The 15801-nt window shown below is 34.3% G+C and carries 15 protein-coding genes and 1 riboswitch; of the genes, 5 read left to right on the forward strand and 10 right to left on the reverse strand.

Annotated features, from left to right (window positions below; translation table 11 throughout):
- The first annotated feature begins 1 nt into the window (after position 1).
- The 5 genes from disA to PMOB_RS01910 all read left to right on the forward strand — a co-directional run bounded on the left by disA (position 2) and on the right by PMOB_RS01910 (position 6376).
- Positions 2–1111 (forward strand): DNA integrity scanning diadenylate cyclase DisA, encoded by a 1110-nt coding sequence (gene disA / locus PMOB_RS01890; protein WP_012208214.1) that lies wholly within the window; start codon positions 2–4, stop codon positions 1109–1111.
- A 65-nt stretch (positions 1112–1176) separates the two neighbouring features.
- Positions 1177–1629, forward strand: a complete 453-nt coding sequence (smpB, locus tag PMOB_RS01895; RefSeq protein ID WP_012208215.1) for an SsrA-binding protein SmpB — start codon at positions 1177–1179, stop codon at positions 1627–1629.
- The gene (locus tag PMOB_RS01900) at positions 1586–2545 is read left to right on the forward strand and encodes an ABC transporter ATP-binding protein (protein WP_231282474.1); all 960 of its coding nucleotides are present in this window, start codon (positions 1586–1588) and stop codon (positions 2543–2545) included. Before smpB ends, PMOB_RS01900 begins: the two co-directional genes overlap by 44 nt.
- A gap of 19 nt (positions 2546–2564) precedes the next feature.
- Complete coding sequence (abc-f, locus tag PMOB_RS10990; RefSeq protein ID WP_369974007.1) at positions 2565–4394, forward strand: ribosomal protection-like ABC-F family protein; 1830 nt, start codon at positions 2565–2567, stop codon at positions 4392–4394.
- Between the two features lie 2 nt (positions 4395–4396).
- Positions 4397–6376, forward strand: a complete 1980-nt coding sequence (locus PMOB_RS01910; RefSeq protein WP_012208218.1) for a glycoside hydrolase family 13 protein — start codon at positions 4397–4399, stop codon at positions 6374–6376.
- Positions 6377–6404: 28 nt separating this feature from the next.
- Here PMOB_RS01910 and PMOB_RS01915 read toward each other — a convergent pair whose 3' ends face one another.
- The 10 genes from PMOB_RS01915 to wtpA form a co-directional block, all read right to left on the reverse strand.
- A complete protein-coding gene (locus PMOB_RS01915; protein WP_012208219.1) occupies positions 6405–6887 on the reverse strand; it encodes a MogA/MoaB family molybdenum cofactor biosynthesis protein in 483 nt (160 codons plus the stop codon).
- A gap of 11 nt (positions 6888–6898) precedes the next feature.
- Positions 6899–7348 (reverse strand): MOSC domain-containing protein, encoded by a 450-nt coding sequence (locus PMOB_RS01920; RefSeq protein WP_196793038.1) that lies wholly within the window; start codon positions 7346–7348, stop codon positions 6899–6901.
- Positions 7326–7808 (reverse strand): cyclic pyranopterin monophosphate synthase MoaC, encoded by a 483-nt coding sequence (gene moaC, locus PMOB_RS01925; protein ID WP_012208221.1) that lies wholly within the window; start codon positions 7806–7808, stop codon positions 7326–7328. Before moaC ends, PMOB_RS01920 begins: the two co-directional genes overlap by 23 nt.
- A gap of 2 nt (positions 7809–7810) precedes the next feature.
- The gene (gene moaA / locus PMOB_RS01930) at positions 7811–8782 is read right to left on the reverse strand and encodes a GTP 3',8-cyclase MoaA (protein WP_012208222.1); all 972 of its coding nucleotides are present in this window, start codon (positions 8780–8782) and stop codon (positions 7811–7813) included.
- Between the two features lie 18 nt (positions 8783–8800).
- On the reverse strand, positions 8801–10699 hold the full coding sequence (locus PMOB_RS01935; protein ID WP_012208223.1) for a molybdopterin biosynthesis protein: 1899 nt from the start codon (positions 10697–10699) through the stop codon (positions 8801–8803).
- A 121-nt stretch (positions 10700–10820) separates the two neighbouring features.
- Positions 10821–12056 carry a molybdopterin molybdotransferase MoeA gene (locus tag PMOB_RS01940; protein ID WP_012208224.1) on the reverse strand — a complete coding sequence of 412 codons (1236 nt, stop codon included), beginning with the start codon at positions 12054–12056 and terminating at the stop codon, positions 10821–10823.
- A gap of 15 nt (positions 12057–12071) precedes the next feature.
- Positions 12072–12683, reverse strand: a complete 612-nt coding sequence (locus tag PMOB_RS01945) for a P-loop NTPase family protein (protein WP_012208225.1) — start codon at positions 12681–12683, stop codon at positions 12072–12074.
- 17 nt (positions 12684–12700) lie between these two features.
- A complete protein-coding gene (gene wtpC, locus PMOB_RS01950) occupies positions 12701–13744 on the reverse strand; it encodes a tungstate ABC transporter ATP-binding protein WtpC (RefSeq protein ID WP_012208226.1) in 1044 nt (347 codons plus the stop codon).
- Positions 13737–14546, reverse strand: a complete 810-nt coding sequence (locus tag PMOB_RS01955; RefSeq protein ID WP_012208227.1) for an ABC transporter permease — start codon at positions 14544–14546, stop codon at positions 13737–13739. Before PMOB_RS01955 ends, wtpC begins: the two co-directional genes overlap by 8 nt.
- On the reverse strand, positions 14539–15504 hold the full coding sequence (gene wtpA, locus PMOB_RS01960) for a tungstate ABC transporter substrate-binding protein WtpA (RefSeq protein WP_012208228.1): 966 nt from the start codon (positions 15502–15504) through the stop codon (positions 14539–14541). The genes PMOB_RS01955 and wtpA overlap by 8 nt, the downstream gene beginning before the upstream one ends.
- 163 nt (positions 15505–15667) lie before the next feature.
- Positions 15668–15789: riboswitch (molybdenum cofactor riboswitch) on the reverse strand.
- Between the last annotated feature and the right edge of the window lie 12 nt (positions 15790–15801).

The raw sequence follows: 15801 nt of genomic DNA on the forward strand, positions 1-15801 counted from the left end.
TTTGAATGAGAAATTAGAAAGAATTTTTGAATTGTTGGCTCCGGGAAAGCCTATTAGAAAAGGTATAGACAGGATAATGGAAGCAAATTTGGGGGCTTTGTTGTTTTTTTGCTCACAACCTGAAAAGCACCTTAAAGAAGGTCTAATACAGTTAGGCTTTAGAGTTGATTCGGATTTTTTACCTGAAAAAATTTATGAACTTTCAAAAATGGATGGGGCTATTGTTTTAAACAGTGATGGAACTCAAATTCTTGCAGCGAATGCACAACTTAATCCCGATAAGAGCATACCTAGTTCAGAAACCGGAATGAGACACAAAACTGCAGAAAAAGTGTCTATTCAAACGGGAGATTTAACAGTCGCAGTTTCTAAAAGAAGAAATATTGTTTCAGTGTATTATAATAAAATGAAATACGAACTTCTACCTGAAAATGTTTTATTTGCTAGATTAAATCAAGAAATTACCATTGCACAAAGATATAGACAAAGCTTTATGAACCTTTTAGACTATCTGAACATCGAAGAGACAAGGGGAAATGTAAGTCTCTCTGACGTTGTTGAGATACTTTCCAAAGGTTTGCTAACGATAAAAATTGTACAAAGAGCTGAAAAATATTTATTAGAATTAGGAGAAATCGCTGGAAGTGCAAAATTAGAATACGAAGAAATCTTAAGGACAGTCCCTAAGTATGTGGGTGCTGTTATAATGGATTACAGCTCAGAAAACTTAAAGTATCAAAGACCCGAAGATGCGACAAGCATATTCAAAGAATTAGACTTTAACGATTTGGTCGATCCCTTCAAAATAGCAAAAACTTTAGGTTATATTGATGTTTCATCTGAAGACGATCTGGAAGAAACAGCTTTAACATCAAGAGGCTACAGAATCCTTTATTCTACTAAGTTACCAACTTCTGCGGTAAAAAAAGTTGTGGAAAGTTTTAAAAACCTTCAAGAATTAATGAACGCCACTTTTGAAGAATTAACAGATATAAGCGGAATCGGCAAAAGAAGGGCGGAAATAATCTTGGGAACATTGAATAAAAAGAAAAGAGAAAAAGAGGAAATAGAAGAGGAAACTGCACAAATAATAAGCAAAGAAAAGAAGTAATAACACTATTAATAGTTTTTCAATTTAATATTGTAAAAACATCACAATTTTAGAGGTGAAGAAATATAACAACTTTAGCAAGAAACAAAAAAGCTACTCACGATTATGAAATAATAGAAACCTTTGAAGCAGGGATTTCTTTATTGGGCACAGAAGTAAAATCCAGCAAAGCTGGAAAAATCAATTTCAAGGATAGTTTCTGTAAAATAGAAAAAGGCGAATTGATTTTATATAATGTTCACATCAGCCCTTATTCAGGGGCATCTATATTTAATCACGATCCAGAAAGACCTAGAAAACTTTTACTTCATAAAAAAGAAATAAGGCGTTTGCAATCTAAAGTTCAACAGGAAGGCTTGACGATGATTCCGCTCGAAATCTATACTAACAATAAAGGGCTGATAAAAGTTAAAATCGCTTTGGCTAAAGGATTGAAAAAATACGATAAGCGTGAAAAGATTGCAGAAAAAGAGTATGAAAGGAGAATTAGAAAACAACAAAAATATGAAAATATCTGAAAAAATCTCACCAGCAATATCAATTAAGGGATTAACAAAAAGATTCGGGAAAACGGTTGCGGTTGATAACGTTGATCTAGAAATTAACGAAGGAGAGATTTTTGGACTTATAGGTCCCAATGGTGCAGGCAAATCCACCATTATGAAGACTATTTCCACGCTTTTAAACCCTTCACAAGGAAAAGTGGAAATACTCGGAAAAGATCTTTCGAAAAACAAACCAAGCCTTAGAAAAGTGATCTCTTTAGTCTCTGATTACTCTGTATTGGAAAATGATTTAACCCCCTATGAAAATTTAAAATTGTTTTCTTTAGCCTCAAATATCGAAGATAGTGATAAAAAAATTAACGAATTTTTTCATAGTTTTGGATTGGAAAAATATAAAAACAAATTAACTAAAAACCTTTCTTCTGGCAACAAGCAGAAGCTGAATATAGCTAGGGCATTATTAAAATCTCCAAAAATACTTTTGTTGGATGAACCAACAAATGCCATAGATGTAGAATCCTCAAGATTTATAAGACGTTATATACTGAACGAAAACATCAAAAATGGAACCACAATAGTGATAACCTCCCATTATTTATGGGAAGTTGAACAATTAGCTACAAGTGTGGGGATAATCATAGATGGAAAAATTGTTATCAAAGACAATATAGAAAATATTTATAAAAGGTTCGATTCTATAATTAATATTTATGAACTCACTTTTGAAGAAAAAGACCATGAAAAAATATTAACCTATTTAAAAGATCTCTCTGATGTTTTGGCAATAAAACCCGTATCCAAAGAAAAATTAATAATCGATTCAAAAGATAGTACCTTTACAATGAATAATTTCAAAGTGTCGATAAGAAAATTACGTCCAACTTTGGAAGACATATATTCTTATATAATATCCACCCCAAATCAATGATAGAAATAAAATACTTAAGGTGATAAATTTGCTTTTAAGACTTGAAAATGTGTCTCATAATTTTGGTGAATTTTACCTCTTTTACGATGTCGACTTGGTTATAAATCAAAACGATAGGATCGCTTTAATAGGTAAAAATGGTGCAGGAAAAACTACTTTATTGAATATTATTTCAGGAAATATTGAGCCTATCGAAGGACGGGTGCTCAAGAGAAATGATTTAAATATATCTCTTTTAAAGCAATATAGATTAGATTTAAATAAAACAGATCCTACTTTGTATGACTTTATAAAAGAAAGTGTCTCAAAAAATACACCTGAACACATAGTCGATAAGACTGTCAGAAGTTTGCTAGTGGGTCTTGGTTTCGAAGAAAGCCAATGGAACAGAAATGTTTCTGGTTTAAGTGGCGGTGAACTAACTAGATTGTCCCTCGGAAAAACCCTTTCTGAAAAAAGCGATTTATTACTTCTTGATGAACCTACTAATCACTTGGATCTCTTCTCTATCGATTGGTTAATCAACTATCTCAAAAATTACAAAGGTGCGATGGTTATAGTATCCCACGACAGGACATTTTTAAAAGAGTTGTGTAACAAATATTGGGAAATAAACAATTCTAAGATTTGGGAATTCAAAGGGACTTACAAAGAATACATTCAATCACGTGAAATTTATATAAATTCAGTAAATTCAAGAAAACAGAACTTGCAAAAAGAAATCGAAAGACTCGAAAAAATGATAGAGCGTTACCGAAGTTGGGCTACAGAAAAAATGGTTAGACAAGCCGTAATCCGCGAGAGAAAATTGGAAGAGTTGAAAAATGAACTCGAAGAGATTCAAAATATTGAAGAAGAAAAAGGTATAGACGTAAAGATCCCCCAACCCACAAAAACTGGTTACAAGGTAGTAGAGGTTAAAGACCTATCTTTTTCATACAACAAAGAACAAAAATTACTAGAAAACATCTCTTTTGAACTCTACGAAGGAGAGAAATTAGCCATCTTAGGAAAAAATGGGTGCGGAAAGAGCACTTTACTAAAATTATTGATAGGCGAATTAGAAAATCATGAAGGGAGCATTGAGTGGGGATACAATATCAAAATCGGATATTTAGATCAAGTTATATCTAATCTTTCTCAAGAATATGACGTGTTGAATGAAACGTGGGAATTGGTAAAGGATTGGAAAGATTTCGAAGTAAGAAAGTATCTTGGGAGATTTGGATTCTATTCTAGCGAAGTGTTCAAAAAAGTAAGCGAACTCTCTGGTGGAGAACTCACCAGATTGGCATTAGCTAAAATTTTACTTGAGAAACCAAACGTTTTGATATTGGATGAACCCACCAACCATTTGGATATCCTAACGATTGAAAGTTTGGAGCAAGCACTTAAGGAGTACACGGGAGCCATAATCTTTGTCTCACATGACCAATCTTTTATCGAGAATATCTCCAACAAATTCCTTTTGATAGATAACGGTGAATCCAAAATATCTGAAAATATTGAACCTCTTTTAGAAGAAATAAAAAATAACTCTTTTAAAATAAAAAAAGAAAAAAAAGTAAATGAAGAATACGAACAAAATAAAAAAATAAAAAACAGAATAAAAACTTTGAACAAAGAAATTTCAAGAATCAGAGTTGAATCGGAATTGCTATTTGAAAAGTTAGATTCAGTTGAAGCTAAACTTTTTGAGTATGGAGACGATTATAATAAGGTGTTAGAATTAATTGAAGAAAAAAACAAATTAGAAAAGGAACTTACAAAACTACAAAAACTGGAAAGTAAATATGTAGAAGAATTAAATCAACATACTAAAATCTCAAACAATAATTACGGAGGATAATTATGAAAGGCATATATTCTGATCAAACTAGCTGTTATCTTTATCCCGAGGAGCCAAGCATAGATGACAAGGTAACGATTAAACTGAGAATTCCAAAATACTTAGGTAAAAGTATCGGAAGTGTTATTTTTACTCCTCAAAAAAACTTAAAAAATTATCAACATAAACCAATGCAACTCTCAAAAGAAACTACTTATTTTTATTTTTTTGAAAGTACTTTCAAAATGCCAGACAGAATTGTTAGGTACCATTTCGAAATAGATTTAATAGAAAAGGGCAAAAAAATGTTCTATGACGCTATGGGGATTGTAGAAAATCGCACTATTCATGACTTTGTACTCGTTGCAGATTTTAAAACTCCAAAATGGTCCCATGGTTCAATATATTATCAAATATTTGTTGATCGATTTAAAAACGGAGATGAAACAAACGATCCAGTATCTCACGAGTATCAATACGATGGTCAAGAAGTTTTGAAAAAAGATTGGAACTCACTGCCAGATCCTAAAAATGGTCATAGAGAGTTTTATGGCGGAGATTTACAAGGAGTTTTAGAAAAGATTGACTACTTAAAAGATTTAGGAGTGGAAACGATTTACCTAAACCCTATCTTTGTTTCTCCAAGTCCGCACAAATATGATACTCAAGATTACGAACATGTAGACCCTCATTTTGGGGTTATAGAGGAAGATTCTGAAGATCTTAACGAAAAATACAAAGTCAGAACTACCTCTATAAAGAACCTCGAAAAAAGCGATGAAATTCTAAAAAGTCTTATTCAAAAAGCCCATGAAAAAGGTATAAAAGTTATTTTAGATGGCGTTTTCAACCATTGTGGCTCTTTTCATAAGTGGGTAGACGAAATGGATTTGTATGGTGAAGGTAGTCTACATAGGGATGATTCTCCCTACAAAAGTTATTTTTATTGGGACGGTACCCAAAAGAGCTATGAGGGATGGTGGGGTTTTCACACCCTACCAAAATTGAATTATGGAAATATTAGTTTATGGAAATACATAGCTGATATTGGGAAAAAATGGGTAAGTGAACCTTTCAATGCGGATGGATGGAGACTCGATGTTGCGGATGATTTAGGTAAATCTTTTGAAATGAACACAGCTTTTTGGAGATTCTTCTACAAAGTTGTAAAAAAGTCAAATCCAGAATCGATAATATTTGCAGAAATTTATAAATCACCTCTTGCTTGGTTAGAAAGACAATGCTGGGACTCTATAATGAATTATATAACCTGTATGGATCCGGTTAGTTATTTTCTTACAGGCATGGAAAAACACAACGAGCATTATAAACCTGAGCTCTTAAAAAATGCTGAGTATTTCGTTAACTCAGTGAGATGGGCTTTATCTCAATTACCCATGAATAGTAAATTTATTGCTTTAAACCAACTAAGCAACCATGATCATTCTAGATGGATGACAAGAACCACACAAAAAGTTGGGAGATTGGGACCAAAAACTCATGAAGAAGCTTCCCTTGGAAAGGATTTAGATGTTTTCAAAATAGGGTTAGTCACAATGTTTACTCTTCCAGGATCACCCGGATTATTCTACGGTGATGAAATAGGTTTAGAAGGTTGGACAGACCCAGATAATAGAAGACCTTACCCTTGGGGAAAAGAAAGTGAAGAAAATAAAATGTTGTTTAATTTCACAAAAGAATTAATTAAAATGTACAAAGAACATCTTGCATTGAGAAAGGGGTCTTTTGATTTTCTTGATTGGAATGGAGGATACGTATCTTACGCTTCATGGAATGAAAGTGAAAATATAATCACCGTTATAAATAGAGAAGAAAAAGAGATCGATGTTGAACTGCCATTATGGCTACTCGATAAAAAAGAAGGGAAAATAGATCTTTTATTCGCTACAAAAGATTTCAATTTAGAAGATAATTCTTATAACGACGGCAAAAAATCTCTAAAAATCCCAGAGAAAATTGCCCTTGTATTTAAAATTAATTGATTCCCCTTGCTTGGATATATGGCTTTTTTTAATGTTCTGTAATCTCACCCTTTAAAATATTAATTCCGTGTGGGATAAGATCTTTAACAGCTTCAAAACATTCTTTAACCGCTTTAGTGCTACCTGGAAAATTGATAATTAAAGTGAATTTTCTAATTCCACAAACTCCTCTAGAAAGATATGCCATTGGGGTATTCTCCCCCGTGGCATATCTGATTTTTTCTGGAATTCCTGGAACCTCTTTTTCGATAATGTTTTTCGTAGCCTCCGGAGTAACGTCTCTTGGAGCTAAACCCGTTCCCCCTGTTGTGAGTATTAAGTCTGCAATATTATTGTCGGCTACTTCTTTTAATTTTTGTTCTATTTCTTCTTTTTCATCGGGAATTATTAGGTAAAAACTTTTAATCCAACCTTCTTCTTCAATCATCTTAATTAGTAATTCACCACTTTTGTCTTGTCTTAAACCCTTTGATCCTTTATCACTTATTGTTATTATTGCAACTTTAATCATTACTGTACCCCCTACTCTGATACAATCGTTAATTTATCACCTGGAACCACGATACCACCTTCTAAAACTTTGGCGAAAATCCCCTCTGTCAGCATTATATTGTCAGGATTGAATTCTCCAGCTTTTCCTATTTCAGTAATTTCGAGTAATACACTCTCACCTACTCTAAATTTGGTTCCCACAGGATATTTATATAACTCTATCCCTTCTATGGTTATATTCTGTGCGAAGTTGCAATATCCATCTTTTAATTTTAAATTCCTTTCTTTTACTATTTTTTCAAGGCTTTCTATGCCCAACAAACTGACTTGTCTATGACTTTTTCCTGCATGATAGTCACCCTCTACACCAAAGTTAGTTATAATGTTTATCTTATCTTGGATTTTTTTGAGCATTCCTCTTTTTTCACATTTACAAACTTTGACTACTTTACCTTCTCTAATCATCGTTTTCTCTAACATAAGTCCCACTTTTACCTCCCGTCTTTTTCATTAATTTTATATTTTTAATCACCATATCTTTATCTACAGCCTTACACATATCGTATACCGTCAAAGCTGCTATTGAAACACCTGTAAATGCTTCCATTTCAACCCCCGTTTTACCTGTTGTTCTCACCGTTGCGTAGATACCTAAAGTTGTAGCATTTTCAAATTCAAATTTTATATCTATGCCGGTTATCAGCAAAGGGTGACACATTGGGATTAACTCAGATGTTTTCTTAACACCCATAATTCCAGCCACTCTTGCGGTTTCTAAAACAGCTCCTTTTTCTATCTGACCGTTCTTTATCTTTTCAAGGGTTGATTCTTTTAGCTTTATTTGCCCATAGGCTATAGCTTCTCTTTTGGTTTCATCTTTATCTGTAACGTCAACCATCTTTGCTCTACCTTTTTCGTCTATATGAGTAAATTCTTTCATACCTATCCTCCAATTTGAGACATATTTTTCTTCGGGAAAAAATCATTTTTGTAAAAGTTGTGACTAATGGGTTTAAGAAGAAGAGCTTTTTCAAACTTTTCTCTCACACCTTCTGAAGAGATCTTTCCATCTTCATCGCGCATATTTACTTCAACATCGCTGGCAAGACAAGGCCTCAAAAATCCATCAGCAGTTAATCTCATTCGATTACATGTTGAGCAAAAGTTATGACTAATAGCGGTAATAAATCCTACAGTTCCCTTTGCCCCAGGGACTTTGAAATCCTTTGAGGGGCCATTATTTTGTATATTTACAGGGACCATACCCATCTTATCGATAATTATTTCCTTGAATTCGTTTAGAGAAACATAATAATTACCAGAAAGAAGGCTTGTTTCACCCATAGGCATATACTCAATAAATCTCACATGTAGGTCCTTATCTATTGTGAGATTAACGAAATTTTCCAATTCATTATCGTTGATACCCTTCATCACAACGGTATTAATCTTTACTGGATTTAAGCCAACTTCAAGTGCTGCTTTAATCCCTTCAATTGCTTGAGAAAATTCGCCCCTTCGAGTAATCGTTTTATAGGTATCGGGATTTAAAGAATCAAGACTAATGTTAACCCTAGACAAACCTGCCCTTTTTAAAGCAAATGCATATTTTGGTAGAAGAACGCCATTAGTTGTCATAGTAATATCTTCAAGTTCAGGAATTTTCCTCAATTCTTTGATTAAATTTACTACGCCTTGTCGAACAAGAGGTTCACCACCAGTGATACGAACTTTCTTTATACCAAGTTCAGTACCTACTTCAACGATTTTGATTATTTCTTCATACCGTAGAATACTGCTATGGGTCTTGAAAGTCACACCTTGAGGTGGCATACAATAAATACAACGTAGATTACATCTATCTGTTATCGATACTCTAAGATAATCGATACTTCTTCCGTATTTATCAATCATTATAATTGAACTCTCCTTTTATGACATTATTTCACCTGTATTATCTGTTCTATAACCCCCCAATGCAATTACTTGGCTCTTAAACTTTTCAGAATTAATAACCTCAAGAATTTTTCCCATCCTGGTATCTTGTAGAAAGTCAGTTGGAATTATAAAATCATATCTTTCTTCTAAAAGAGGTATAAAATCCAAATCCATCGCATCGGCAGCTGCCTTTATCCCTAATCCTACATCTGCAGATTTATTTGCAACGGCTGCTGCAACAGCAGTGTGGGTGAATTCTTCTCTCTCGTATCCTCTAATTGATTTTGAAGGTATCCCCTTTTTGTTCAACCAATAGTCTAGTAATACGCGGGTACCTGAACCTTTCTGTCTATTGATAAAGTTAATATCTGGACGGATTAAATCCTCTATCTTTCCTAATCCTAAAGGGTTGTCTTTTGGTACAATTAAACCCTGTTGTCTCCAAATTAAATTAACCATAGTTACTTTTTTATCACCTAAAATCTCTTCAACGTAAGTTTTATTGTACGTTCCACTTTGTGGATCCAAAAGGTGGGCTCCAGCCAAATGACACTCGCCTCTTTTAAGCGACATCAATCCTCCCATACTCCCCACAGATTGAATGTTAAAGTCAAATCCAAGTTTTTGAGATTTTATTTCGTTAACCAATATGTCTAATGAATAATCATGACTCCCAATGAATAACACGTTTTTTGAAATGGAGGAGATGGGGTTCAAAATATATATTTTCACCTTTTCGTTGATACCTATTCCTTCGGATTTTTCTGGGACAGGCATAATACCATCTGCATTCACCAGTGACTCCATGGCAGCCGAACCCCTTTTTCTTGGAACCGCTACGTATTCTCCATCAATAAAAGCTAAATTAACCCTTAAAAATTCTTCCAAGCCAACTTGTGAAGGAACTTTTCTACGAACAACCGCATTTATATATGGTGTTTCTGGAACGTCCAAACTTAACATCTGATACACAAGGGTTCGTACAAAAATATAATAATTCAGCAAAGCAGATAGAGGATAACCAGGTATACCAATTACCGGCTTTTCTTTTATAACACCAAGAATGACTGGTTTACCAGGCATTATGTTAATTCCATGTACAACAACTCTTCCTACTTCATTTAAAATTTTCTCGGTATAATCTTCCCTACCGGCAGAAGAACCCGCTATAATGATCAAAATATCGTTTTTTTCGATCTCATCCAGCACTTTTTTCTTGAGATCTTCATATTTGTCGGGAAGGATCTCGGTAATTGAAACTTTTGCTCCCCATTGTTCGCCATAAATTTTCATCATAGTCGAATTGAAATCCACAAGTTGACCTTTTTCTGGATCCTGATCGGGAGGAATAATCTCATCACCCGTTGGAATGATTCCTATCAAAGGCTTTTTTTTAACGTTGATTTCTTTCACACCTGCTTCTAATAAAGATCCTACATCATAAGGCCTTATCATGTGATTTACTGGGAACATTAATTGCCCTTTCATTACACTTTCTCCAATAGCTCTAATATTTTGCCATGGTGTAGCACTTTTTTCTATAATGTAAAAATCACCTTCATCATTTATTTCTTCTATCTTTATAACCGCATTAAATCCTTCTGGTATCGGATCCCCAGTATCAACTATAACCGCATCTAAACCTTTTTTCAACATCAATGGATTTGTTTTACTGGCTCCATATGTATTTGAAGCTTTAACCGCTATACCATCCATTGCGGATGCATAATAGTGTGGCCCAAACCTTTTTGCATAGATAGCTTCTGCTGTAACTCTACCGTTAGAATTCTCAACTTTAATATTTTCTGTTTCAACAGAATAGTCTTTGAAAATCTTTAAATATTCTTCTTTAGCTTTTTCTAAAGAGACTTTTTCTAAATATATTTTACTCATTTATTCACCTTCTTGAATTCAATTTACCACCTTGAAAAGCTCTTATATAGCGCCCCTTCGCCCCGCTCCCCACCCATAAGGATAAAGGAATTTTAACCCATTTGACCCGAAGCCCACTCATTTAGTACAAGTAGACATCTACAGTTTCCTCTTTATTGAGTCCTTCTTTGTTAGCTTCTATTATTATATAACCATCGGCATAAACAAATGTAGATATCATTGCTGATTCACCGACTAATGGCTCCGCAATGTAATTTCTTTCAGCACTTTCAATCAATCGAACTGGGACATATTCTTCTCTCCCTTTATCTGAATCTAGGTTTCTACTTAATTTTGCTTTAATATTACATTTTATTCTTTTTTCTTTTATACCCATTATCTTCTCTACCAATGGTTTAACAATCACCTGGGTAATGATAAACGACGATGAAGGGTGGCCAGGTAAGCCTAAAATAGGTTTACCTTCAACCATTGCAAAAATCGTAGGTTTACCAGGCTTTATCGTAATTCCTTGAGACAATACACCAGGTTCCCCTAATGAATTTAAAACTTCCACCGTCATGTCTTTGACTCCTACAGAACTACCCCCAGAGATCAGGATCAAGTCACAATCTAAATTGTTTTTTATACTCTCCCTTAGAAAATCAAATTTATCTGGAATTATCCCAACGTATCTAATTTCTGCACCTACTTCTTCTAATGTTGTTCCTATTGTGTAACTATTTATATCCCTGATTTCACCTACTCCAAGAACATTTTCCGGGGAAACTAATTCATCTCCTGTTGCAATTACAGCAACTTTTGGTTTTTTATAAACTTCAACATCAATTATTCCAAGGCCTGCTAGAGCTCCCACATCCTGTGGCCTGATCTTATGGTATTTATTTAAAATTACCTTCCTTTTAGGAATATCTTCACCCTTATAAATTACGTTTTCACCAACTCCAACAGAACGATTGATTTCAATCATTTTTTCGCCAACGTAATCAACGTATTCTATCATAACGACTGCATTTGATCCTTCTGGCAACATTCCACCCGTCGGAATTTTTACAGCTTCACCAGCTTCTACCATTATCTTTGTTTCTTGCCCCATGAACACTTCACCTTTAACGTTCAAATAGATAGGCATACTTTCCGAGGCACCAAAAGTATCCTCCGCTTTCACAGCGAAACCATCAACAGTTGATCGACTAAAAGGTGGAAGATCGATGGGAGAAAATAAATCCTGGGCTAAAATTCTCCCATTGGACTCTTTAAAGTTTATCGTTTCTGATGGCAATAAACCAATATTTATATTTTTATTCACAATTTCCCAAAACATTTCTGAAGTATTTAAATCCAAGAATTCAGACATACTTAGCCTCCGTCTTTATTTGAATAAACCAAGCTGGCAGTACCGAACTTTGATGTTTTGATCATCCAACAATTTCCCAAATTTAGGTAATTTGATATTCAATGCCTTACAGATAGCGTGTGCATTAAAACAACTCACTTGTTCAAAATTAATCTTGAATTTCATACTGTTTCCGTCTTTGATTAATTCTTCAAGGTTTTCTTTATCGATTATAATATCGGCTTTACTTTTGGCTTTAGTCGCCGATTCTTTTTTTTGTGTATCATCAGAATCAATGTAAATAACCAAAGTTGGTCTAATAAAATCTAGGATACTGTTCCCTTCAACGATCAAATATTCTATGTCCTCATCTAAGAGCTTGCGTGCCCTTCTATAACCTTCCAACAATCCTTCATAATTTGTTTTTAGTAAGATTACATTTTGGGCTCCAGATTCTTTAAAAAACGCCGTATCTTTCCCTTTCTCACTAATAATTGAAGGATCAGCTGTAACTTCTATTTCCTTATTAGTTTTATGGATAGATGTTTTTATCACTCCAACGTGACAGTTTAAATTCTTTATCATTTGTGAAATTAAAGTAGATTTACCGACATTGCTCGATTTTCCACCAACAACGATGGTAACCAAAAAAAATCACTCCCATCTTAGTAAACATGCACTGCAGAAGCTTTGAATGTAACAAAAATCTTTTTATTTTCTACTAAATTCAACTCTTTCAACGATTGCCTAGTTATGTACACCACCAAAGGAATACCGATATCTACAGTAATATGAACTACTGATAATTGTTCATCAATCCGCTTTATCACTCCAGGGAAAACATTCCTAGCACTTGAATCAAAAGGATTTGTAGATAACAATATATCTTCTGGTCTGACAGAGATATTAACGTTCCCCATCTTTTCAGAGGCTACACTTATTTTCAATCCATTCACAGAAACATAGGTGCCAGAATCATCTTTTATTATTTCTCCTCGAAAAATATTTCTAACCCCTGTGAATCGAGCTACAAAATCAGAATTCGGTTTGTTGAACACATCTTTTGAATCTCCATCTTGAATGATCTTCCCGTCTTTCATTATAGCGATTTTATCCGCTAAAGAAAATGCTTCATTAAAATCATGTGTTACATGAATTGTAGTAGTCTTGAGCTGTTTATGTAAGTTCTTCAAATCTTCTATAAATTTTTCTTTTGTTTGAGGATCTAATGCACTTAAAGGTTCATCTAACAGCAAAATTTGTGGAGAAGTGATTAAAGCTCGTGCAAGAGCTACTCTTTGCTTCTCTCCTCCACTTAGATTCTTCGTTTTCCTTGTGAGTAAATGTTCTATGCGAAAAAGCTCTACTATGTTGTTTAACAGAGATCTTATTTCATCTTTTTTAATTCTCCTCGATTTTAATCCAAAAACAATATTCTCTTCCACATTTAGATGTGGAAAGAGCATATAATCCTGATAAACCATTCCAACATTTCTCTCTTCAGGAGGTAAATGTGTAATTCTTTTCTCTCCGATAAAAACATCACCAAAGTCAGGTTTTATTAAACCTGCTATAATCTCAAGAATCACTGTTTTACCTACACCTGTTGGCCCCAAAATTACAAAATACTCGTTATCTTCGATATTCAAATTGATATCTTCTAAAGAAAACTTTTTAAATCTCTTCGATATATTCACGATTTTAATCAAGCTCGTTTTCCTTCTCTCTACCTTCTATTGAATTCTTTCTGTTTATGAGTGTTAAAAAGATAAACACAATGAGACTTGTTATCACCATAATGGCTGCAACGGGGCTTGAATACTTCAATCCAAATGAAGTAAATCTCTCGTAGATAAGTACCGACGCCGTCATTGGATGATAAGCTAATATAATAACCGCACCAAATTCAGATAATCCTCTTGCCCACATCATAAGTGAACCAGAGATTAAATGGTTAAAATTCAAAGGTAGCGATACTCTGAAGAAAGTTCTCGCAGGGGATGAGCCCAAACTTCTAGCAACCTTTTCAAGTTTAACATCAATAGATCTGAACCCTTCTTTAACTTCATTCACCAAAAAAGGCATACTGACAAACATCATCGCAACAACTATTCCTGCAAATTCGCCAACGAACTCTATTCCAAATATCGAGAAAAATCTTCCCAGAAAAAATCTACTACCAAAAACCGTTAAAAGCGCTATTCCTGCTGCTGTATGTGGTATTATAACGGGGATATCTATCAAACTTTCTACAAAAGACTTACCAAAAAAATCTTTACGAGCAAGCAAGTAAGCCAAAGGTACCCCCAACAATATAGAAATTAAAGTTGCAACTAACGATGCACTGAAAGTAAGCAATATGGAACTGTATACTTCTTCTTCCTTTACAGTGTCGATAAGAACTTTCGGCTCAACTCCAAAAATAAGCTTAGCCACAGGGGCCGCTATGAAAAACAACAATAGTATCCCCAAAAAACTAAGTATTAATTCGAACCATGCTTTTTTAATCATTCGCTCCACCTTTTAAGAAATCTTGAAGCTCCTGGGGAGCTTTTTCTATGTTTACACCTTCTGGGGGATTAATTGACGGTTGCCCGTTTTCTTCCATAATGGCTCGGCCTTGTGGACCAATGACGAATTTGATGAAGGCAATTGCTCCCTGTAGATTTGGAGCATTATTGGGAATGGTTAGAGCATATACCATAGGTTGCCCTATTTGGGTTATCATTTCACCAGGCTCTTTGCCCGTTACATCAAAAGAAGCAGTTGCATAAAAATCGGCATACTTTGTACTTTTCAAATTAATTTGTTCTGGTAATTCTACATAGGGCATTCGATGTTGCAATGCCACAGATTTGTAGATGAAAATATAATCCAGTTCTCCTGCCTCTAATAGTGCGATTAAATCTGTTTCTTTTGGTCTAACGTTTTTTGGTGGACAGTTATCAGCAAGTTTTTTATATAGACTATCCACTTTATAATATTTTTCTGCCAATTTCCAAACAATCTGGCTTCTGTATCCACAAGGATCAGCATTTGGATCCGAATGACCGTACTCAACATCAGGACGCAAAAGAATCTCATACCAATTGTCAGAATTAATCTCATCTTTGTAACGAGAATCTTCTGTGTACATTATCACCATCTCGTTGTTGGCAAAATTTATGTACCATTCTGTGTACTCTGGGATCATCAGATTTTCGATGACCGTATAATCCGCAGAACCTATAACGTCCGCTTCTCTTCCAAGATCGGTAACCTTTCTAACAGCTTCTCTACTTCCTGCAGCTTCCCTAATAACATCTGTTCCAGGATACTGACTTTCAAAGGCTTTTTCAATTTGTGCAAATGGAACGCTTAAAGATCCCGCATGGAAAACTACAATCTCTCCAGTTATATCTTCAGCCATCATCAACGTCCCAAATAAAAAAACAAATAACATAAATGTGTACTTATAAATGCTCTTCATTATTTCCTCTCCCCTTATCTAAATTTTTTTATCTAAGTTTATAAACTCTAAAACTTACTTTAGCAACCCTTTACTGTTACATCAACCTAGAAGATTGAGGAAAGGAGAGCAGCTTAAAAAAATTAATGACATTACAAAATAAAAAAACCGGCGTGTGAAGACACCGGTTCATAATGTGTCTCCTTTCCTAATGCGGGAGGCATAGAAGTTTCCTTCTATACCCTATCGTCTAAGTCACCATAGAATGAATTCCGTAGGTAACCTAGATCGAAGACATTATAAAATGTATATGAAAAA

Source organism: Petrotoga mobilis SJ95 (genome assembly GCF_000018605.1).
In the GTDB taxonomy this organism is placed as follows: Bacteria; Thermotogota; Thermotogae; order Petrotogales; family Petrotogaceae; genus Petrotoga; species Petrotoga mobilis.

What these genes read in the sequence shown, in the direction of transcription:
- moaA (WP_012208222.1), bottom strand. Translation starts at nt 8,782, where the DNA reads ATGATTGATAAATACGGAAGAAGTATCGATTATCTTAGAGTATCGATA.
- PMOB_RS01900 (WP_231282474.1), top strand. Translation starts at nt 1,586, where the DNA reads ATGAAAGGAGAATTAGAAAACAACAAAAATATGAAAATATCTGAAAAA.
- moaC (WP_012208221.1), bottom strand. Translation starts at nt 7,808, where the DNA reads ATGAAAGAATTTACTCATATAGACGAAAAAGGTAGAGCAAAGATGGTT.
- wtpA (WP_012208228.1), bottom strand. Translation starts at nt 15,504, where the DNA reads ATGAAGAGCATTTATAAGTACACATTTATGTTATTTGTTTTTTTATTT.
- PMOB_RS01920 (WP_196793038.1), bottom strand. Translation starts at nt 7,348, where the DNA reads ATGTTAGAGAAAACGATGATTAGAGAAGGTAAAGTAGTCAAAGTTTGT.
- PMOB_RS01915 (WP_012208219.1), bottom strand. Translation starts at nt 6,887, where the DNA reads ATGATTAAAGTTGCAATAATAACAATAAGTGATAAAGGATCAAAGGGT.
- PMOB_RS01955 (WP_012208227.1), bottom strand. Translation starts at nt 14,546, where the DNA reads ATGATTAAAAAAGCATGGTTCGAATTAATACTTAGTTTTTTGGGGATA.
- PMOB_RS01910 (WP_012208218.1), top strand. Translation starts at nt 4,397, where the DNA reads ATGAAAGGCATATATTCTGATCAAACTAGCTGTTATCTTTATCCCGAG.
- PMOB_RS01935 (WP_012208223.1), bottom strand. Translation starts at nt 10,699, where the DNA reads ATGAGTAAAATATATTTAGAAAAAGTCTCTTTAGAAAAAGCTAAAGAA.
- PMOB_RS01940 (WP_012208224.1), bottom strand. Translation starts at nt 12,056, where the DNA reads ATGTCTGAATTCTTGGATTTAAATACTTCAGAAATGTTTTGGGAAATT.